We start from the raw sequence: 19,475 nt of genomic DNA on the forward strand, positions 1-19,475 counted from the left end.
GCACTAGACAGCCTCCGCCGAAAGCGCCATCCACAACCGGACCTCGTCGAAAACCACACCACCGCGATCGTGGAACCCACCAGGCAGCCGCCCCCACACCTGAAACCCAAGCCCCACGTACGCCGCCTCAGCCCGAGTCCCACCCCGACAACTCACCTCAAGCACGGAGCACCCCAACTCCCGCGCCCAATCGCCCGCAACACCCACGATCCGCCGAGCAAGCCCGGTCCCACGGGCCTCGGGAAGAATCACGAACCCACCCAACTCCGCCCGATGCCGGCACATCCGATGCTCCAAGCGGCGCACCGTGGTCATCCCCAGCACGCCCCCGCCCTCCTCAACCGCAACCAGAAAGCGATACTCACAACCGCCTTCCGCCTCAACCGCCGACCTCACCAACCCGGCAGTCTCGTCGAGCGTGATCCCACACAGCCGCCCGGCATGAAGGCTCTCGACATCGCTCTCCCGAACAGACCGGATGATCACCCGCCCGACGATAGTTGCCCGCCCATCAGCCCAGCCAAGGACTTTCTCCCACGCCACCGATCTTCCGAATGACAAACGCCTCTGGAGGTAGGGGCAAGCAACGATGATTGGGGTGCTGCCGATGAGGCGTCGCAGAACTCCGGCTCCACCCGCGGGGATATCCCTTCGCCTGAGGGGTTGCCCATCGAAAATCTCCACAGGCAACCCCCCAGCAACCCGCCTGCGCGCGGGCCACAGCGGGTTCACTCGCGCGGGCCGGAACAGCATCCGGATGATGATTCACCCCGACACCCCGCACACCACGGAGTAGCTCCCCGTCCTCCTTCGGCAGATCACACCGCCCGGCCCACGTCCCAACCGCAGCCACTCGTCCGTGCAACCACTCACGGTGAGCGGTAGTCGTGGAGCGTCTGCCGTGGTGGGCGCCCGGCGACGCCAACGACACGTAGTGGTCCCAGCTTCGGGCACCTGCTGAGCGTGGGCGGCAATCGGCAATGCCGCTCAGGGGTACTACTACGTGTTCTTGCCGACGCCGCCGCCCGACCGACAGGACGTATACGTCCCCCGGGCCCCCGATCGGCCGCCGCTCAGCCTGACGACAACATCCAGCACACCTATACGTCCTGTCCGTCGGATGATCGCGTTTCTGTCGGATCCCCCTGGCAGGCTCCCCTCCATGCCGATCCCAAGAGCAGCCGCTGTAGTCGTCGACGGTCCCCGCGCCCTGGTGATCAAGCGCTACCTGCGCCACAACTCAGCCAGCGCCTGCGTCATGTGCGAGGCCGCCAAGTGGACCAGCCCAGACTGCCCCGGCCACCACTACGCCGTACTGCCCGGCGGCCAGGTCGAGGAAGGCGAAACCCCCGAAACAACAGCCATCCGCGAACTGAACGAAGAGACCACCCTCACCGCCCAGATCGACCGCCTCCTATGGACCGGCCACCACAACGGCCGCCCCGCGTCGTACTACCTAATGACCGAAGTCACCGGCACCCCACACATGTCCGACGCCGAAGCCGGCGCCCAAACCCCACACAACATCTCCGAGCTGATCTGGGCCGCCCCCACCGAATTCGACAACCTAGGCCTCTACCCCGTCGACATCAGATCCCCATTGACCGACCTACTAGCCAACAACGCCTAACAGCATGGATCGACGATTCGTGCTGTTCGGAACCGGTGACTGGGCACCGTGGTGTGATGACCTCTTCGCAGAACTGGCCGTTCCTGGAAGGCACGCAGCAGTCGTTGCCGCAGGGCAGGCGGAACACGGTCCGACAGTTGTTGAGGAGTACCGCCGGGGAGCCGCCGAGCGACTGGCACGTGTGGGTGTGCCCAGCCTCGATGTCCCGCTACTGAGCAGATCCGACGCCGACGACCCGGCCGCGACTGCCTGCCTAGAGAACGCTGCCTTCCTCTACATGCTCGGCGGCGGACCAAGAGGACAGGTCGCCGCGCTTCGTGGCTCACTCTTCTGGCGGCACTACCTCGATACCTCACTGCCGTACGTCGGAAGTAGTGGTGGCGCGATGCTCCTTGGCGCCCGCTACCCCGCATCTCCCGCAGGGCAGGTTGATGAGGGTTTGAGTGTGTTCCCGAACACCGTCATTGCCGCCCACTGGAACGAGCTGAATGACACCTGGCGCACGATCTTCCTCGACCTGGCCGGCCATGACCTGCTCATCGGCATCGACGTCGACGCCGCACTCGTCGGCGATGGAGCGAACTGGATCGTGCACGGCCCCGGAGACGTCCACCTTCGCGGACTCAACGGATGGCAACACCACTCAGCCGGCACCCACTTGAACCTGCAACTAACTTCCCCAGCCGGCTGGTAGTTCCAACACCCCGAATCGGCATCTCCCGCGCTGCCGTTCAGCTTTCCGCGGAGCTCCTCCGTGTCCGGAACGTTCACACGCTGGCCTGGTAGCTTGAGGCGACTCCAGGGAGGGGGGACAGACAGATGTCTTTTGATGAGTGGCTGGATGCCGAGGAACTCCTGGAACAGGGAGCCCAGCATCGATGGCCCGAGCGGGACGTTTCCACGCTAGAGGTTGTCGAGGTTTGCCATCTGGACCTTGCCACGGGGCGGGTCGTCGCCGTAGATCCGGCCTACTTTCACAGCTTCGAAGATGCTCGACCCGTGGTCGCCGAAGTGGCTCCGGGTACCTATCCCGTATTGCTCTCCGTCGTTGCCTGGCCCTCGACCGAGGAAAGTCACCGCGACAGCCGTGCCGTGACGGCGGCCACGCTCAAGATCAGCGACGCCCCTGTCGCTAGGTGGGAATGGCTCGACGAACGCGCGGATGGCACGGTCCTTGGAGTCGGTGTCGACGCCGGAACAGCCTGTTTTTACGACGCTTCCCAGCGAGAGTCGCTCGCGCTGCTCAGTGAGGACGAGGACCGGGTTGAGGCCGCTCTGTTCGAAGCCGCCGATGCCGGATTCGCAGCCGTTCCCGACGCGTCAGGTGGGACAGCCGCTGTATTCATCGGCTGCGGCATGGGCGATGGCTTCTATCCGATCCGAATCGGGCGCGATGCCTCTGACAGAGTCGCAATGGTGATGATCGACCTCGAGTTGCTGAACCACAGCACGGGTCGGGTAGATCCCGCTTCGAACCGCACTTGACCCGCCCCAACGGCATCGCCCAGCCCCAGCCGGCCGATGCGAAGCGAGGCCGTAGGGGGTGCGGGTGGCGAAGCCCCCGCCCGCGGCAAGCGAAGCGCAGCCGCACTGATGACGAAGGCGACCCGGTCCGCGCTTTCCGCGGACACGAGTCGCCTGTCGACTTCGTGGAGACGAGGGGACTTGAACCCCTAACCCCTGCCTTGCAAAGGCAGTGCTCTGCCAGTTGAGCTACGCCCCCGTGGTGGGGTGGTCAGCGGCCCGGGGTTACCGGGTCGACGGCCTCGGCCCAGAGGTCCTTGTCGGCGCGGGACTGCTGGGTCTTCTTGTAAGCGAAGTATCCACCGATGCCGGCCAGCAGCACCAGCAGAATCTTTCTCAGCACCGCGGGACTCCTCGGATCGGGGGTTTCACGATCTGGTGGGCCTAACTGGATTTGAACCAGTGACCTCTGCCTTATCAGGGCAGCGCTCTAACCAACTGAGCTATAGGCCCGTATCTACGGGGTCGAACCTGGGAGAGATTACCGCACCAGGTGCCTGTCTCCCAAACTGGTTCCGGCCGAGCCCAGGTGGGCCCGGCCGGGAGGGCTCAGTCCTCCGACGCGAGCGTGACTTCGAGGCCGCCGAGCAGCGTGGCGGCGATGTTGTAGAGGAAGGATCCGAGCGTGGCCAGGGCCGTGATGATCAGCACATCGGCACAGGCGAGCAGGGTGGTGAAACCCATCACCTTGCCGGTGTTGATGTAGTTCTCGATCCGGAACGGCTCGGTGTTCGGGTTGCCGAGCACCTCGGTGACGGTGCTGTTGATGTTCTCGAAGACGCCGGCGGCGCCGATCGCGGACCAGACGATGAAGACCGCGACCCAGGTGACGATGCCGAAGGCGATCGAGAGCAGGAACGCCGTCTTCATCACCGACCACGGGTCGATCCGGGACATCCGCAGCCGGGCCTTGCGGGTCTGGCCCTTGGCGGAGGCCTTGGTGGTGTCCCCGAGCTCAACGCTCTCGCTGTCCGACTTGCCGGTCATGCCGGCGGCCTTGTCGAGGACGGCCTGACGGGCCGCAGTGACCTTGTCACCGAACGACTCGGTCTTGCCGCCGAACGTCCCAGGCTTGTCGGAAGTGCGCCCAGTCACCCCGTACGACGATCCGCCGTCACCAGGCTGACCCGCAGCCGGAGTCGCGGTGGGTGACCACGGCTCCGGGCGGCCCGGCGTACTGGGTGCCGGAGTGGGTCGGGTGGTGCTGGGCTGGCCTCCCGTGCGAACCGGCGGCTGCTGCGCGGGACGGGCCGGCGCTCCGGCTGTGCCCGGTCGCTGCTGCTGCGGGCGCAGCTCGGCGGCCGGGCGCTGCGTGCTCGGCGGAGGCGTAGCAGCCCGGCCGTTCCCACTGGGGCGACCGTTGGCCGATTGACCGTTGGAGGGCGGAGTGGCCGGCGTGGACTGCTTCGCGCCCGGCGCCGGGCGCTGAGACTTGGAGCTGTCCGCACCTTCGGGCCAGGTCGGCCTCGCGCGGTTGGTCATCAGTTACCCTCCTGGCCGGCTTCGTCGTCTTCGACGGTAGCCGTGCCGTTCACATCCGTCGAACGCTCGTCAGAAGTACTGACGCTCCCAACCGGGGTTTCGGTTGTCGAAGCGTCCACATCCTGGGCATCGGTGGTCACCGCAGCCGCCCCGGTACCCTCAGCTCCCTCGACGACACCTTCGGCGGCGCCTTCGACCTCTTCGGCGCCCTCGACGGTCAGGTCGGTGTTCCGGGCGATCGCGACGACGGCGTCGGACTCGCCGACCCCGGCGAACCGGACGCCCATCGTGTCCCGGCCCTTGACCGGCACGCTGTCGACCCGGCTGCGCACGACCTGGCCGCTGGCCTTGATCGCCAGCACCTGGTCCTCGTCGACGACGATGATCGCGCCGACCAGCGAACCGCGCTCGTCGTTCAGCTTGACTGCCTTGATACCGAGCCCGCCACGACCCTGCGTCCGGTACTGCGCGACCTGCGACCGCTTGGCGTACCCGGCGTCGGTGACGGTGAAGACGTACTGCGCCTCTTCGTCGTCGCCGGCCCGGATGACCGACATCGACAGCAACTCGTCACCGGCGCGGAACTTCATCCCGGTGACACCGGACGTGGCCCGGCCCATCGGACGGAGCTGCTCGTCGTTCGCGGTGAAGCGGATCGACTGACCCTTGCGCGAGACCAGCAGCAGGTCGTCGGCCGCACTGGCCACGTCGGCGCCGATCAGCTCGTCGTCGTCCTCGCGGAAGTTGACCGCGATGATGCCGCTCTGCCGGGCCGAGTCGTAGTCGGTCAGTGCCGTCTTCTTGACCAGGCCCTTCTTGGTCGCGAGCACCAGGTAGTCGGACTGCTCGTAGTCGCGCAGTGTCAGCACCTGCGCGATGTCCTCGTCCGGCTGGAAGGAGAGCAGCCCGGCCACGTGCGAACCCTTGGCGTCGCGCGCCGACTCGGGCAGCTGCCACACCTTCGCCCGGTAGACCCGGCCCTTGGTGGTGAAGAACAGCATCCAGTGGTGGTTCGTGGTCGCGAAGAAGTGGTTGATCTCGTCCTCGGCCCGCAGTTGCGCACCGCGGACACCCTTACCGCCGCGGTTCTGCGTCCGGTACAGGTCGGCCTTGGTCCGCTTCGCGTAACCGCCGCGGGTGATGGTGACCACGACGTCCTCGTCCGGGACCAGGTCCTGCACGGACAGGTCGCCGTCGGCCGCGATGATCTCGGTACGGCGCTCGTCGCCGTACCGCTCGGTGATCTCGGCCAGCTCGTCGCGGACGATGTGCCGCTGCCGGACCGGGTCGGCCAGGATGTCCTCGAGGTCGGCGATGACGGCCTCGAGCTCGAGCAGCCGGTCGACGATCTTCTGCCGCTCCAGGGCGGCCAGCCGGCGCAGCTGCATGTCCAGGATCGCCTGCGCCTGGATCTCGTCGATCTCCAGCAGGCTGATCAGGCCCTGCCGAGCCTCTTCGACGTCCGGGCTGCGGCGGATCAGCGCGATGACCTCGTCCAGCGCGTCCAGCGCCTTCACGTACCCGCGGAAGATGTGCGCGTTCTTCTCGGCCTCGCGCAGGCGGTACCGCGTCCGCCGCTGGATGACCTCGATCTGGTGGTCGATCCAGTGCGTGATGAACAGGTCGAGGCTGAGCGTGCGCGGCACGCCGTCGACCAGCGCCAGCATGTTGCACCCGAAGGTGTCCTGCAGCTGGGTGTGCTTGTAGAGGTTGTTCAGTACGACGCGCGGCTGGGCGTCACGCTTGAGCACGATCACCAGGCGCTGGCCGGTCCGGGACGAGGTGTCGTCACGGATGTCGGCGATCCCGGTCATCTTGCCGGTGTTGACCAGCTCGGCGATCTTCTGCGCCAGGTTGTCCGGGTTGACCATGTACGGCAGCTGGCTGACGACCAGGCTGGTCCGGCCCTTGGCGTCCTCCTCGATGTCGACCACCGCGCGCATCGTGACCGAGCCACGACCGGTGCGGTAGGCGTCGTCGATGCCCTTGTAGCCGACGATCAGGGCGCCGTTCGGGAAGTCCGGGCCCTTGATGTTCTCCATACAGGCGGCCAGGACTTCTTCCTGGGTGGCGTCCGGGTTCTCCAGGCACCACTGCGCCGCGGCCGCGACCTCGCGCAGGTTGTGCGGCGGGATCTGGGTCGCCATCCCGACCGCGATCCCGGCCGAGCCGTTCACCAGCAGGTTCGGGAAGCGGGCCGGCAGGATCACCGGCTCCTGCGAGCGGCCGTCGTAGTTGGGGCGGAAGTCGACCGTCTCCTGGTCGATGTCGCGCACCATCTCCATCGCCAGCGGTGCCAGCCGGCACTCGGTGTACCGCATCGCGGCGGCCGGGTCGTTACCCGGCGAACCGAAGTTGCCCTGGCCCTGGATCATCGGTGCCCGCATCACCCACGGCTGCGCGAGCCGGACCAGGGTGTCGTAGATCGCGGAGTCGCCGTGCGGGTGGTACTGACCCATCACGTCACCGACGATGCGGGAGCACTTGGAGAAACCGCGGTCCGGCCGGTAGCCGCCGTCGTACATGGCGTAGAGGATCCGGCGGTGCACCGGCTTGAGGCCGTCGCGCACCTCGGGCAGCGCGCGGCCGACGATGACGGCCATCGCGTAGTCGAGGTACGACTGCTGCATCTCGGTCTGCAGATCGAGCGGCTCGATCCGGTCGTGTCCAGGAGAAATGGGGGTCTCGGTCATCTGATGCTCGTCCCGTTCGTGTCAGACGTCGTACGTCGGTGAGGTCGGCGCGGAGTGGCCGCGATCCCGCCGGAGCAGGACCGCACACACTCAGATGTCAAGGAACCGGACGTCCTTGGCGTTGCGCTGGATGAAGTTCCGCCGAGCCTCGATGTCGTCACCCATCAGGGTCGCGAAGGTCTCGTCGGCCCGGGCCGCGTCGTCCAGGGTGATCTGCAGCAGCACCCGGTTGGCCGGGTCCATCGTGGTCTCCCACAGCTCCTGGGCGTTCATCTCACCCAGACCCTTGTAGCGCTGGATCGCGTTGTCCTTCGGCAGCTTCTTGCCCGCCTCGATGCCGGCTTCGAGCAGACCGTCCTTCTCCCGCTCGGTGTAGGCCAGCTCCGGCGTCTGGTTGCTCCACCGGATCTTGTACAGCGGCGGCTGCGCGGCGTAGACGTGACCACGCTCGATCAGCGGCCGCATGAACCGGAACAGCAGCGTGAGCAGCAGCGTGCGGATGTGCTGACCGTCGACGTCCGCGTCGGCCATCAGCACGATCTTGTGGTACCGCAGCTTCTCCTCGTCGAAGTCCTCGTGGATACCGGTCCCGAGGGCGGAGATGATCGCCAGTACTTCGTTGTTCTGCAGGACGCGGTCGATCCGGGCCTTCTCGACGTTCAGGATCTTGCCCCGGATCGGCAGGATCGCCTGGTACTTCGGATCCCGGCCACCCTTGGCGGAGCCACCGGCCGAGTCACCCTCGACGATGTAGACCTCGCACTCCTCCGGGTTGGTCGACTGGCAGTCGGACAGCTTGCCCGGCAGGCCGCCGCCACCCAGCAGACCCTTGCGGTTACGGGCCAGTTCGCGCGCCTTGCGGGCGGCGATCCGGGCACTCGCGGCCGCGGTGGCCTTGCGGATGATGTCGCGGCCCTCGGCCGGGTTCTGCTCGAACCAGGCACCGAGCCGGTCGTTCACGACCCGCTGGGTGAAGCCCTTCACCTCGGTGTTGCCGAGCTTGGTCTTCGTCTGGCCCTCGAACTGCGGGTTGCCCAGCTTGACCGAGATGATCGCGGTCAGGCCTTCCCGGATGTCGTCACCGGTGAGCCTGTCCTCCTTCTTCTTGATCATGCCCTGGTCCTCGGCGAACGAGTTGACCAGCGAGGTGAGCGCGGCCCGGAAGCCCTCTTCGTGCGTCCCACCCTCGTGGGTGTTGATCGTGTTCGCGAAGGTGTGCACCGACTCCTGGTACGAGCCGCTCCACTGCATCGCGACCTCGAGGCTCAGCGAGTCGTCGCCCTGGGCCGCCTCGAACGCGATCACGTCGCGGTGCACGGTCTCGCGGATACCGGTCAGGTACTTCACATAGTCGACCAGGCCCTCGTCGTACTTGAACGACTGCTCGACCGGCTGACCGTCCTCGGTGTGGTCCGGCCGCTCGTCGCGGATGACCAGCTCGAGGCCCTTGTTCAGGAACGCGTACTCACGGAAGCGGGTGGTCAGTGTCTCGTAGGAGTACACCGTGGTCTCGAAGACGTCCGGGCTCGGCCAGAAGGTGATCGTGGTGCCGTTGGAGTCCGACGTCCCGACCTCGGCCAGGTCCGCGTCCGGAACACCGATGGTGAAGGACTGCGTGTAGATCTTGTCGTTCTTGCGCACATCCACCTGGAGCCGGCTGGACAGCGCGTTCACGACCGAGACACCAACACCGTGCAGACCACCGGAGACCTTGTACCCGCCGCCGCCGAACTTGCCGCCGGCGTGCAGGACGGTGAGCACGACCGTGACGGCCGGCTTGCCCTCGGACTCGACGATGTCGACCGGGATACCGCGGCCGTTGTCCACGACCCGGACACCGCCGTCGGGGAGCAGGGTGACGACGATCTTGTCGCAGAAGCCGGCCAGCGCCTCGTCCACCGCGTTGTCGACCACCTCGTAGACCAGGTGGTGCAGACCCCGCTCACCGGTCGATCCGATATACATACCGGGCCGTTTGCGGACTGCGTCGAGCCCTTCGAGGACCTGGATCGCACTCGCGTCGTACGTCTTCTCGACGACGCTGGACTGGATCTCGGTCAGCAGTGCTGGTTCTTCGATGCCGGTGCTGTCTGCGGACGTTGTTTCGTCGATCTCGGTCGGCTCGTCGGTCACCGGCTGTTGTCCTCCTCGGACCCCGCGTTCGCGAGGCATCGCGGCACAATGGAAGCCGCCACTACAGTGTTGTCAGGGGCAGGGCTCGTCGTACTGGGTCTATCTTACCCGTCGACCGAAGCAGAACCTGCCACCAGCCGCCCGAAACTCACCTCAGGGCGTCTTTTCGCCCTCCTCGCCATGTCCCCTCTCGCGGGTGGGGGGCCGGAAAGCGCTCACGGGCGCTCAGTGGCCTCCGGTCGTTTCACCACTGACTCGGTACGGCGACCTGGCCGCGGACCGGTCCAGACCGCCCCGCGCGCACCCGGCGCCCCTTAGGATCGCTGCCGTGGAGAGTCTCGACGACGTTATCGACGACCTGATCGCCGACCGGGTGATCCGCCGGCACCGGCGGACCTGGCTGATCGTCATCGGCGTTGTCGTCGTACTGGCCCTGGTAGTGCTGGTCACCGGCGGGTGGAAGCAGCGGGTCGGTCGCGCGGTCCCGACGTACGACGCCCCGGCCACGGTGGCGGCCGGCCGCTGGGAGTTCAGCTTCAGCAAGGCCGAGATCATCCGGACGCCGAAGGGCGAGTACTCCGCCGCCAAGGCCGAGCTGCGGGTCTACTTCGACGTCCGCAACATCGACACCGAGGAACACAAGAGCAACCAGGTCGACCCCGACGTGCTGCGGATGGTCCCGGGCGGCGGCAAGGAGCTGGTGCGGTCCAACGGCGCCAGTTGCCGCGGCGAGTCGAGCTGGGTGATCGTGTACGGCCTGCCGCCGGACAGCTGCTTCACCAAGTTCGAGATCGAGCCCGACTTCACCGCGGACCAGATCGAGGTAGGCGTCCTCGGTGAGCAATACATCTCCGACGACGGGCTGATGGGCGCGAACGAGGACCCGTACTGGCACCAGCCGAAGGCAGCAGCAGTCGTCCGGCTGAAGCCGACCGTCGTCGTCAAGGACGAGGAGAACTAGGAGTGAAGCTCTACCGCCCCGCCACCATCCTTGTCGGCATCCTGTTCGTGCTGATCGGCGGCCTGACCCGGCTCGCGACGCCGGACCAGGTGTTCGACGAGCCGAACATGATGGTCAGCGACGGGACGATCGGTCAGCCGCTCGAGTTCGGCAAGGAGGCGACGATCACAGTCGTCCGGATGCAGCTGGCCAAGTCGGTGCTGGATGCGAACTCGACGTCCGACAAGAAGCCGATCGAGACGAACGGCGTCTACGTCGCGCTGGAGTGGGAGACCACCCCGGGTGTGGACAAACCGGACAACCCGCAGCCCACCCTGGTCTCGGACGGCGGCGTCGTCTTCAACCCGGTTCCCTTCACGTACTCCGGTCTCGAGTTCGGCGCGTCCGGCTTCACGGTCTCCGGCGGGATCGTGTTCGAGGTGGATCCGGCCGAGCTCAAGGGCCTCACACTTCAGGTCCGGACGGGCCAACTGTGGAACGTGCTGAACCGGATGGTGTCGGTCGACCTCGGTATCCCCGGCGAGGAGAGCGCCCAGCGACTCGTCGACGGTGCCGTCGAGCAGTATGTGCTCCCCGAGCGGCAGACCCGGGTGGCGTCATGACGGGCGCGAACCGGGCCGCCCGGCTGGCGGCGCAGATCTCGTTGCTGCTGGTCCTGCTGGCCACCAGCTGCTTCCTGATGCTGAAGACCTATCTCGGCGACCCTGAGCAGAACTTCAACGACGGCGCGATCAACCAGGTGGTCGCCAAGGGTCCGGTCACGGTCGGCAAGGTCAGCTGGCAACTGGACTCGCTGACCGTCTACACCCGGCTGGTCAACACCGACGGTAAAGAGATCAAGGTCGACCGTCCGGCCGGTGCCGTCATCGTCGTGGCCCAACTGCGGGTCACACCGCTCGACGGGCTCCGGCTGAAGGACGGCGGTTTCCTCTGTTCCGCGGCGCTCCGGGACGACCGCGGGAATCAATGGTCGACGACCAGTGCCTACGAGTTCGTCCTGCCGACGGACTGCTCGGACGACGACCGCCCGGTCACCCGGAACAAGGCCAGCAAGATCGCGCAGATCTTCGTCGTACCGCAGGAGGCTGTGCAGCACCTGCAGGGTGTCGTGGTCACCAACCGCGACGAGTACGAGCGGTTCATGATCACGCTCTGACCGCGGTACTTCAGGCGGTCGCGGGCTCCTTGGCCGCGGCCGCCGCTTCCGCACGGCGTTCGCTGCCGACCGAGATGCAGAGGTCGAACGCGGCAGCCAGCAAGGCGATCCGGATCGGCTCGAAGATCAGGCTCCGGATCAGGTCCGCGATCTCGTGGTTCATCAGACCCCAGCGCTGGCCGTGGATCCCGATCGCGCGCTGGATCAGCACGAACAGCCAGGCATCACCGAGCAGCCAGACCGTGTAGAGCATGCAGACCACGCCGAGGAAGACCGGACCGACCCGGACCAGCAGCCGGAACGCGTTCAGCGTCGGGTAGAACTTCTCCCGGAACCCGCCCAGGACGAGATCCGGCGCCTTGTTGGTCAGCGCGACGAAGCGGTTCGGCTGCGGTGCGTCCGCGGCGACTCGTCCACCCAGCCGTCGCTCCAACCTGGTCCCGGTCAGAACACCATGGCTGGACAGCACCCGGTGACCGAACACGACGGTCGTGATCGCCAGCCAGGTCAACGGCTCGGCAACGCCCAGCTTGAACAGCGGCCAGAGCGTCTCCCAGGCGAATCCCCAGAGGAACTCGATCCCGGCGGGCAGCGGGATGTTGATGCCTTCCCAGAAGCCCTTCCACGCGTCCCACCAGTCGACGGACCAGTACCAGAAGCTACGGTCCTTGAACCAGTCCTTGGCGTCGTTGATCGCATACGTCGACACGACCACGGTCAGCAGCAGGAAGAACGATTCTGCCCACACCTGGACGAACTTGACCGGCCGGCTCGGCCACCTGTCGTCGACCCCCTGCAGGACTCTTCGCAGTACCAGCAGGATGAAGATCGCCGGCAGGTACTTGTGCCAGGCGCCGTTGTTCAGCTCGAAGAACGACGCGCCCGCCTGCAGACCACGCTCCACGCTGTTGCTGGCCGACAGTTGCTGGACCTGATCCTCGAGAAAACCCCAGGCCGACCACACGGCGACCAGCGGCAGCAGCGTCAGCGCGACCAGCTCCATGAAGCCCTGCTGCGTCGGGTCCGAGGTCTCCTCGGCCTTGTTCCGGGCGGCGTCACGCCAGCGGTACAGCGAACTCGCACAGGTCCGGATCATGCCGATCGACGCGGTGATCTGGATCAGTACGCCGACCGCGAAGACCCCGACACCCAGATTGCCGTGCGCATGCTCGTCCAGCCAGATGGCGGCCCGCGTACAGGCCTTGAAGCCCGCATAACCCACCAACCACCAGGTGGTCAGAGGCAGCAGGTTCCGCCACCAGAGCCGGAACGTGTCTCCGACCAGCTGGACCATCTCGCGGAAGCCATCGACCAGGGTGCGCATCGCGCAAGATCCTAGGGCATCCGCGGGGCCGTCTACTCGTTCGGGAACACCGGTTCAGCCCGGACGTGCGGCTTCGGCTTCAACTGGATGATCACCCGAGGCCGCCACACCAGCTGCCCCTGGTACCTGAAGTCGCAGTCGTAGTCGTCGTCGTAGATCGTCCTGAAGTAGTTCCGCTTGAAGTCGTACCCCATCGACGACTCCCACATCTTGGTCGACACCCGCTTGAACTGGTCGTGCCCCTTGCGAGGGTCACCGTCCCACTGCGCGAAGAAGTCCATGGAACACGTCTTGTCGTCCGCCATGACCTTCCAGCTGGTGGACCGCTTGGCCGAGAGCATCCAGTAGTCGGCCGGATTCGCCCCCCAGCCCCAGCAGAAGTGGACGGTGTGGGTGTAGGTGCCGACCCGCTTGGGAACCTTGCCGACCAGCAGGTTGGCGGTGCCGGAGACTGTCTTGCAATCGCGACCGCCCGGCGCCGCGGTCGCAGGGACCGCCGACGTCAACTGCGTGGTGAGTACGCCGAGCGCGACCGCGGCAGCCAGAAGTCTTCGCATGTCAACCACGATAATCACAGTGAATGACATCTCGATCACAGATGGTGAGCTGTCAGCCGTAGGTGTCGCGGGGGCCTCGGCCGCCGCGGACGGTGCGGGGGCCTCGGCGCCAGCTGGGGGCGTGCGGGCCCTGGACGTTGACGGCGGTGACGGTGCCGTCGCCTAGTTCGGCGTTGAGGCGGCGGACGAGGTCGGGGGCGAGGAGCTTGAGCTGGGTGGCCCAGGCGGTGGACGAGGTCCGGACGGTCAGGATGTTGTTCTCGTAGGACTCCGGCGTGCAGTGCTGGGCGGTTTCGGGCCCGACGATGGACGGCCAGCGCGCCATCACACCGTGTACGGCGACGTCCACCTCCCAGCCCTGGTCGCGCATCAGCCGGCCGAGAGTGTTGGTGAGCTTCTGCGGATCGCGGTCGTCGGGGCGGGCGCCACTGACCTGCGCGCCGTCGATCCGGGGTCGGCGGCGGCGCTTGACCGGCTTGAACCCGCCGTTCGCCGCCTGCTGCTTGAGCCGGCCAGCCAGGGACTTCGCCAAGTCCAATCCCTGCTTGTCGTGCTCCTCATCCTCCGGCAACTCCGGAGCGACCTCGCTCCCTGAATCATTCTCAGGGTCGCTCGCTGCGGAGTCCCGGGATTCAGGCACGAGTGACGGCCCCGTCGCCCACGTCGAAGCGGACTCCACTGAGCTCAGCAGGCACGTCCGCGCCCACTGCGGCCGTCACCAGCACCTGCTCGGCCGGGGCCACGAGCTCGGCCAGGCGGTCGCGGCGACTGGTGTCGAGCTCGGCGAACACGTCGTCGAGGATCAGCACCGGCTCACCCCCATCCGCTCGCAGCAGCTCGTACGACGCCAGTCGCAGCGCGAGTGCGTACGACCAGGACTCACCGTGACTCGCATACCCCTTCGCAGGCAAGTCCCCAAGACCCAGTACGACGTCGTCGCGGTGCGGGCCGACCAGCGACACCCCGCGATCGAGCTCGTCCTGACGCTTCTCGTGAACGGTGGCGAGGATGACCTCGGCCAGCTGCTCGCGGGACGTGACACCGGGTTCGAGCGGAACCGACGACTTGTACTCGAGCCGCGCATCACCCTTGCCTCGGGCAACTGCGTCGTACGCGTCAGCCGTCAACGGACGCAGGGCTTCCAGCAGCTCCAACCGCGTCGCCAGCAACTCGGCGCCGGTGCGGGCGAGGTTCGAGTCCCACACCTCGAGCGTGCGCAGCTGCCCCTCGGCGGCACTGGTCCGGTTCTGCCGACGAGCCTGGGAAGCGCTGCGGAGCAACGAGTTCCGCTGCTTCAGCACCCGGTCGTAGTCAGCCCGTACGCCGGCCATCCGCGGTGCGCGCAGTGTCAGCAGCTCGTCCAGGAAGCGCCGCCGTTCCGACGGATCACCCTTGACCAGCGCAAGGTCCTCCGGAGCGAACAGCACCGTCCGGAGCAGTCCGAGCACTTCCCGCGGCCGGGGGACCGGCGAACGGTTGATCCGGGCCCGGTTTGCCTTCCCAGGATTGATTTCCAGCTCGACCACGACGTCGCGGTCGTACTGGCTGCGGACCTCGGTCCGCACGATCGCGCGGGTGGCACCGGCCCGCACCAGCGGTGCGTCAGTGGCCACCCGGTGCGAACCGAGGGTCGCGGTGTAGTGGATCGCCTCGACCAGGTTGGTCTTGCCGTGCCCGTTGGGCCCGACGAAGGCCGTCACGCCCGGAGCGAGCTCGACCTCCGCCTGCTGGTAGGACCGGAAGTCGACGAGACCCAGGGCGGTGACATACACCTCAGTGCTTGATCGGCGGTGTCGCGTACGACGGGTCGGCCGCGTCGGCGTCCTTGACGGCGTGCCCACCGAACTGGTTGCGCATCGCGGCGATCGCCTTCATCGCCGGCGAGTCGTCCTGCCGGGACGCGAATCGCGCGAACAGCGCCGCCGCGATGGCCGGCACCGGTACGGCGTGGTCGATCGCGGCCTCGACGGTCCAGCGCCCTTCCCCGGAGTCATCGGCGTACCCGCGGATCTTCTCCAGGTGGGTGTCGTCCTCGAGCGCGTTGACCAGCAGGTCGAGCAGCCAGGAGCGGATCACGGTGCCCTCGCGCCAGGAGCGGAACGCCTCCGGCACGTTGTCGACGACATCCGCGGCCTCGAGCAGCTCGTAGCCTTCGGCGTACGCCTGCATGATGCCGTACTCGATGCCGTTGTGGACCATCTTCGAGAAGTGGCCCGCGCCGACCTTGCCGGCGTGCACGAAACCGAACTCGCCCTCGGGCTTGAGCGCCTCGAAGATCGGCATCACCGTGGCGACGGTGTCCTTCTCGCCGCCGCACATCAGGGCGTAGCCGTTCTCCAGGCCCCAGACGCCGCCGGAGACACCACAGTCGACGAACTTGATGTCCTTCTCGGCGAGCTGCGCGGCCCGCCGGGTGTCATCGGTCCAGCGGCTGTTGCCGCCGTCGATCACGATGTCGCCGGGCGACAGCAGCTCGGCGAGCTCGGTGACGACCGGGTCGATCGCCTGCACCGGGACCATCACCCAGACGACCTTCGGCTGGTCCGTCGCGGTCAGCTTCCCGACCATGTCGGCCAGGTCCTTGGCGTCGGAGATCTCCTGGTTGTGGTCGAAGCCGACCACGGTGTGGCCGGCGTTGCGGATCCGCTGGCGCATGTTGCCGCCCATCTTGCCGAGACCGACAAGGCCGAGCTCCATCGTGAATCCCCTTGTTCTGTTGGCGTTCAGCTGTTCAGGCGGACCGGCATCAGCACGTACCGGAACTCGCTGATCGGGTCACCGTCGAAGTCTCGCACGCCGGTCAGCTCGGCCGGCTTGGTGGCCTGGGTGAAGGCCAGGTGGGCGACCGGCGTACCGATCGCGCCGAGGCCGTCGAGCAGGTACGTCGGGTTGAAGCCGACCGTGACCGGATCACCGACGACGCGGGCCTCGATGGATTCCGAAGCCTGCGCCTCGTCACCGCTCCCGGCGTCGAGCGTCACGGTGTCCTCGGCGAACGTCAGCCGGACCGGTGCGTTCCGCTCTGCGACCAGGGCGACGCGTTTGACGGCCTCGACCAGTACGGCGGTCTCGATCCGGACGCGGGTCTGGATCGCGGCGTCGGTCGGGATGATGCCGCGGACCTTCGGGAACTCGCCGTCGAGCAACCGGGTGGTGGCCCGGCGGTTGCCACCGGAGACCTCGCCCTCGAAGCCGACGATGCCGTCACCCGTCCCGGGCGCAGCGAGCGAGACCGTGACGTCGGATCCGGTCATCGCCTTCGCGGTCTCGGACAGGACGCGGGCCGGAACCAGCGCAGCAGCCGAAGCATCGGGGGACTCGGGGTTCCACTGGAGCTCACGGATCGCCAGCCGGTAGCGGTCGGTCGCGAGCAGCGAGATCGTGGATCCCTCGATCTCGACCCGCACACCGGTCAGCACCGGGAGAGTGTCTTCACGGCCGGCCGCAGTGACCACCTGCGAGACGGCCTGGGCGAAGACGTCGGCCTTGATGGTGCCGCTGGCCGCCGGAAGGTCCGGCAAAGCCGGATATTCCTCTGTGGGAAGCGTCTGGAGCGTGAACCGCGAGCTGCCACAGGTGACCTGTGCCTTGGCGCCGTCCACAGCGAAGTCCACCGGCTGGTTCGGAAGACTCTTGGAGATGTCGGCAACGAGCCGCCCGGAGATCAGGCACTTGCCGGCGTCGGCCACCTGTGCGGGCACGGTGACGCGGACCGAGGTCTCGTAGTCGAAGCCGGACAGGGTGATCTGTCCTTCCTCGGCCTCGACCAGCAGGCCGGCAAGGATCGGAACGCTCGGACGGCTGGGCAAGCTGCGCGCGGCCCAGGCCACCGACTCGGCCAGTACGTCGCGCTCGACGCGAAACTTCACCGCGGGGTGCCTCCTGATTCGGCTGGGTGCCAGGCAGATCCTGCCACGGACACGGGTGGTGTTTGCCCATCGGGGATGACGTGGCGCTCTCGGGCGGGTCGCGTCTGCATCTACTGAGGGGTCCTGCTGGTGGTGCAGGGACCCCAGCCTGACAGGTCCGGGCAATCGATGCGAGACGAGGTTTTCCCCAGGTTGGGCCGTTCGTTCAATTTGTGGACTCAGATTCCTCTACAGGTTCCATAGGATTCTTAGCACCTGTGGATTCTGTGGGAAACCCGAGACTTCGCAGGTCAGAGACCGAATTGGCCTGTGTACGCCGTGTGGACGGCCACCGCTTCGTCTGTGTACGGCCGTGGATGAACTTTTCTGTCCCCACAGGGCGTCCACAACACACAGCGAGGTATCCACTGCTTCACCCACAGTTTTCCACAGCTGTGTCCCCAGCCTGTGTGGTCGTTATTGCTGCTTTGCCTGGTGCTTGATCCGGTTCGTCAGCTCGGTCACCTGGTTGAAGACAGAGCGGCGCTCCGACATGAGTTGGCGGATCTTCCGCTCGGCATGCATCACGGTCGTGTGGTCGCGGCCGCCGAACTGCTGACCGATCTTCGGCAGCGACAGGTCCGTCAGCTCACGGCACAGATACATCGCGATCTGCCGCGCGGTGACCAGCACCCGGCTCCGGCTCGATCCGCACAGGTCGTCGATCGACAGACCGAAGTACGACGCGGTCTGGCCCATGATCATGCTCGCCGTCACCTCGGGCTTGCTGCCTTCGGGGATCAGGTCCTTCAGCACGATCTCGGCCAGGCTCAGATCCACCGGCTGCCGGTTCAGGCTGGCGAACGCCGTAACCCGGATCAGTGCGCCCTCGAGCTCACGGATGTTGGTCTGCACCTTCGACGCGATGAACTCGAGCACCTCGGGCGGCGCGGTCAGCCGCTCGGTGGCCGCCTTCTTCCGCAGGATCGCGATCCGGGTCTCGAGGTCGGGCGGCTGGATGTCGGTGATCAGCCCCCACTCGAACCGGTTGCGCAGCCGGTCCTCCAGCGCCTCCAGGCGTTTCGGCGCCCGGTCGGAGCTGATCACGATCTGCTTGTTCGCGTTGTGCAGTGTGTTGAAGGTGTGGAAGAACTCCTCCTGGGTCTGGATCTTCCCCTCAAGGAACTGGATGTCGTCGATCAGCAGTACGTCGACATCGCGGTACCGGCGCTGGAACTGGGACGCCTTGTCGTCGCGGATCGCGTTGATGAAGTCGTTGGTGAACTCTTCACTCGACACGTACCGGACGCGGGCCCCGGTGTAGAGGCTGCGGACGTAGTGACCGATCGCGTGCAAGAGGTGCGTCTTGCCCAGACCGGAGTCGCCGTAGATCAGCTGCGGGTTGTACGCCTTGCCCGGTGCCTCGGCGACAGCCACGGCGGCCGCGTGGGCGAACCGGTTCGAGCTGCCGATGACGAAGGTCTCGAAGGTGTACTTCGGATTCAGCCGCGCCTCGCCCTGAGCCTCGGTGGCCGGCTGGGCCGGCGCGGGTGCACCTGGCGGCCGACTGTCAGGACCGGACTGGTGACCGAACGGCTGCTGAGCTTGCTGCGCGAACGGCTGGTTCGGCTGCGGGGCGTACTGCTGGGCAGCAGGCTGCTGCTGCTCGTACGACGGTGCCAGATCCTGGCGCGGCTGTTGGGTCGGCTGGGCGTAGTGCTGGGGGCCCTGATCGGGATCGGTCAGCGCGGACTGGATGGTCGGCTGGTAGGAACCCTCGGTCCGTAGCGGCTCGCGAACCACCGGCGCGGGCGGTGCCTGCGGCTGCAGCTCGGGGTCGAGGGACGGGTCGACGGTGACGGCGATCCGGATGTCCCGGCCGAAGCTCTCGGACAGGATCCGCTCGAGATCGGGCCGCAGCCGGGTCTCGAGCTGGCCGCGAGTGAAGTCGTCGGGCACTGCGACGATCGCAGTGCTTTCGTGCAGGGTGACCGGGCGCGAGTTGGTCAGCCAGGCGCGCTGGTTCGGCGGCAGGCCGGCCAGCACCCGGGTCCAGGCATCGCCGAGATCCATCACGGGTGCAGCCGCTTCGACGGGAACGGGTGCCTCGACGCGGGGCGCCGCGATCTGGGGTGCTGCGACTGGGGGTGCTGGGGTGTGGTTTTTT

The 19,475-nt window shown here is 66.9% G+C and carries 18 protein-coding genes and 2 tRNA genes; 6 read left to right on the forward strand and 14 right to left on the reverse strand.

Annotation, left to right across the window (positions count from 1 at the left end):
• Positions 1–3: 3 nt before the first annotated feature.
• Positions 4–753 carry a GNAT family N-acetyltransferase gene (locus tag E1261_RS47160; RefSeq protein ID WP_132412339.1) on the reverse strand — a complete coding sequence of 250 codons (750 nt, stop codon included), beginning with the start codon at positions 751–753 and terminating at the stop codon, positions 4–6.
• 409 nt (positions 754–1,162) lie between these two features.
• Here E1261_RS47160 and E1261_RS29715 point away from each other — a divergent pair, with 409 nt between their 5' ends.
• From E1261_RS29715 to E1261_RS29725, 3 genes are all read left to right on the forward strand, one after another.
• Positions 1,163–1,630: an NUDIX hydrolase gene (locus E1261_RS29715; RefSeq protein ID WP_202875142.1), complete on the forward strand. Its 468-nt coding sequence runs from the start codon at positions 1,163–1,165 to the stop codon at positions 1,628–1,630.
• Between the two features lie 4 nt (positions 1,631–1,634).
• Complete coding sequence (locus tag E1261_RS29720; protein ID WP_132412343.1) at positions 1,635–2,324, forward strand: type 1 glutamine amidotransferase family protein; 690 nt, start codon at positions 1,635–1,637, stop codon at positions 2,322–2,324.
• A gap of 125 nt (positions 2,325–2,449) precedes the next feature.
• The gene (locus E1261_RS29725) at positions 2,450–3,115 is read left to right on the forward strand and encodes a DUF4241 domain-containing protein (protein ID WP_132412345.1); all 666 of its coding nucleotides are present in this window, start codon (positions 2,450–2,452) and stop codon (positions 3,113–3,115) included.
• Positions 3,116–3,280: 165 nt separating this feature from the next.
• Here the strand turns inward: E1261_RS29725 and E1261_RS29730 are convergent.
• The 6 genes from E1261_RS29730 to gyrB all read right to left on the reverse strand — a co-directional run bounded on the left by E1261_RS29730 (position 3,281) and on the right by gyrB (position 9,501).
• Positions 3,281–3,353 (reverse strand) — tRNA-Ala (locus E1261_RS29730).
• A 12-nt stretch (positions 3,354–3,365) separates the two neighbouring features.
• Positions 3,366–3,497, reverse strand: a complete 132-nt coding sequence (locus tag E1261_RS46525) for a DLW-39 family protein (protein ID WP_238176512.1) — start codon at positions 3,495–3,497, stop codon at positions 3,366–3,368.
• A 33-nt stretch (positions 3,498–3,530) separates the two neighbouring features.
• A tRNA-Ile gene (locus E1261_RS29735) sits at positions 3,531–3,607 on the reverse strand.
• 96 nt (positions 3,608–3,703) lie between these two features.
• Entirely contained in the window at positions 3,704–4,636 is a 933-nt protein-coding gene (locus E1261_RS46530; RefSeq protein WP_132412347.1) for a DUF3566 domain-containing protein, read from the reverse strand.
• Positions 4,636–7,329 (reverse strand): DNA gyrase subunit A, encoded by a 2,694-nt coding sequence (gyrA, locus tag E1261_RS29745; protein ID WP_132412349.1) that lies wholly within the window; start codon positions 7,327–7,329, stop codon positions 4,636–4,638. The genes E1261_RS46530 and gyrA overlap by 1 nt, the downstream gene beginning before the upstream one ends.
• A 90-nt stretch (positions 7,330–7,419) precedes the next feature.
• A complete protein-coding gene (gene gyrB, locus E1261_RS29750; RefSeq protein ID WP_420814036.1) occupies positions 7,420–9,501 on the reverse strand; it encodes a DNA topoisomerase (ATP-hydrolyzing) subunit B in 2,082 nt (693 codons plus the stop codon).
• Between the two features lie 289 nt (positions 9,502–9,790).
• Here gyrB and E1261_RS29755 point away from each other — a divergent pair, with 289 nt between their 5' ends.
• Genes E1261_RS29755 through E1261_RS29765 form a run of 3 tightly spaced genes read left to right on the forward strand, consistent with a single transcriptional unit; the run spans position 9,791 to position 11,579 of the window.
• A complete protein-coding gene (locus E1261_RS29755; protein WP_132412353.1) occupies positions 9,791–10,423 on the forward strand; it encodes a hypothetical protein in 633 nt (210 codons plus the stop codon).
• Between the two features lie 2 nt (positions 10,424–10,425).
• Entirely contained in the window at positions 10,426–11,025 is a 600-nt protein-coding gene (locus E1261_RS29760) for a hypothetical protein (RefSeq protein WP_132412355.1), read from the forward strand.
• Positions 11,022–11,579, forward strand: a complete 558-nt coding sequence (locus E1261_RS29765) for a hypothetical protein (RefSeq protein WP_132412357.1) — start codon at positions 11,022–11,024, stop codon at positions 11,577–11,579. The genes E1261_RS29760 and E1261_RS29765 overlap by 4 nt, the downstream gene beginning before the upstream one ends.
• A gap of 10 nt (positions 11,580–11,589) precedes the next feature.
• Here E1261_RS29765 and E1261_RS29770 read toward each other — a convergent pair whose 3' ends face one another.
• The 7 genes from E1261_RS29770 to dnaA all read right to left on the reverse strand — a co-directional run bounded on the left by E1261_RS29770 (position 11,590) and on the right by dnaA (position 19,381).
• Positions 11,590–12,903 (reverse strand): hypothetical protein, encoded by a 1,314-nt coding sequence (locus E1261_RS29770; protein ID WP_132412359.1) that lies wholly within the window; start codon positions 12,901–12,903, stop codon positions 11,590–11,592.
• A 32-nt stretch (positions 12,904–12,935) separates the two neighbouring features.
• Complete coding sequence (locus tag E1261_RS29775; RefSeq protein ID WP_132412361.1) at positions 12,936–13,460, reverse strand: hypothetical protein; 525 nt, start codon at positions 13,458–13,460, stop codon at positions 12,936–12,938.
• 52 nt (positions 13,461–13,512) lie between these two features.
• Entirely contained in the window at positions 13,513–13,992 is a 480-nt protein-coding gene (locus E1261_RS29780) for a DciA family protein (RefSeq protein WP_238176513.1), read from the reverse strand.
• A gap of 100 nt (positions 13,993–14,092) precedes the next feature.
• Positions 14,093–15,232 (reverse strand): DNA replication/repair protein RecF, encoded by a 1,140-nt coding sequence (recF, locus tag E1261_RS29785; protein WP_132412365.1) that lies wholly within the window; start codon positions 15,230–15,232, stop codon positions 14,093–14,095.
• Position 15,233: 1 nt separating this feature from the next.
• Complete coding sequence (gene gnd, locus E1261_RS29790; protein WP_132412367.1) at positions 15,234–16,157, reverse strand: phosphogluconate dehydrogenase (NAD(+)-dependent, decarboxylating); 924 nt, start codon at positions 16,155–16,157, stop codon at positions 15,234–15,236.
• Positions 16,158–16,183: 26 nt separating this feature from the next.
• Positions 16,184–17,329, reverse strand: coding sequence for a DNA polymerase III subunit beta (gene dnaN / locus E1261_RS29795; RefSeq protein ID WP_132412369.1), 1,146 nt, complete (start codon positions 17,327–17,329; stop codon positions 16,184–16,186).
• Between the two features lie 456 nt (positions 17,330–17,785).
• Positions 17,786–19,381: a chromosomal replication initiator protein DnaA gene (dnaA, locus tag E1261_RS29800; RefSeq protein ID WP_132412371.1), complete on the reverse strand. Its 1,596-nt coding sequence runs from the start codon at positions 19,379–19,381 to the stop codon at positions 17,786–17,788.
• Between the last annotated feature and the right edge of the window lie 94 nt (positions 19,382–19,475).

The organism is Kribbella albertanoniae (genome assembly GCF_004348455.1).
Classification (GTDB): Bacteria; Actinomycetota; Actinomycetes; order Propionibacteriales; family Kribbellaceae; genus Kribbella; species Kribbella albertanoniae.

What these genes read in the sequence shown, in the direction of transcription:
- gyrB (WP_420814036.1), bottom strand. Translation starts at nt 9,501, where the DNA reads ATGCCTCGCGAACGCGGGGTCCGAGGAGGACAACAGCCGGTGACCGAC.
- E1261_RS29765 (WP_132412357.1), top strand. Translation starts at nt 11,022, where the DNA reads ATGACGGGCGCGAACCGGGCCGCCCGGCTGGCGGCGCAGATCTCGTTG.
- E1261_RS29715 (WP_202875142.1), top strand. Translation starts at nt 1,163, where the DNA reads ATGCCGATCCCAAGAGCAGCCGCTGTAGTCGTCGACGGTCCCCGCGCC.
- E1261_RS46530 (WP_132412347.1), bottom strand. Translation starts at nt 4,636, where the DNA reads ATGACCAACCGCGCGAGGCCGACCTGGCCCGAAGGTGCGGACAGCTCC.
- E1261_RS29720 (WP_132412343.1), top strand. Translation starts at nt 1,635, where the DNA reads ATGGATCGACGATTCGTGCTGTTCGGAACCGGTGACTGGGCACCGTGG.
- dnaA (WP_132412371.1), bottom strand. Translation starts at nt 19,381, where the DNA reads ATGGATCTCGGCGATGCCTGGACCCGGGTGCTGGCCGGCCTGCCGCCG.
- gnd (WP_132412367.1), bottom strand. Translation starts at nt 16,157, where the DNA reads ATGGAGCTCGGCCTTGTCGGTCTCGGCAAGATGGGCGGCAACATGCGC.
- E1261_RS29725 (WP_132412345.1), top strand. Translation starts at nt 2,450, where the DNA reads ATGTCTTTTGATGAGTGGCTGGATGCCGAGGAACTCCTGGAACAGGGA.
- E1261_RS29775 (WP_132412361.1), bottom strand. Translation starts at nt 13,460, where the DNA reads ATGCGAAGACTTCTGGCTGCCGCGGTCGCGCTCGGCGTACTCACCACG.
- gyrA (WP_132412349.1), bottom strand. Translation starts at nt 7,329, where the DNA reads ATGACCGAGACCCCCATTTCTCCTGGACACGACCGGATCGAGCCGCTC.
- E1261_RS29770 (WP_132412359.1), bottom strand. Translation starts at nt 12,903, where the DNA reads ATGCGCACCCTGGTCGATGGCTTCCGCGAGATGGTCCAGCTGGTCGGA.
- E1261_RS47160 (WP_132412339.1), bottom strand. Translation starts at nt 753, where the DNA reads ATGCTGTTCCGGCCCGCGCGAGTGAACCCGCTGTGGCCCGCGCGCAGG.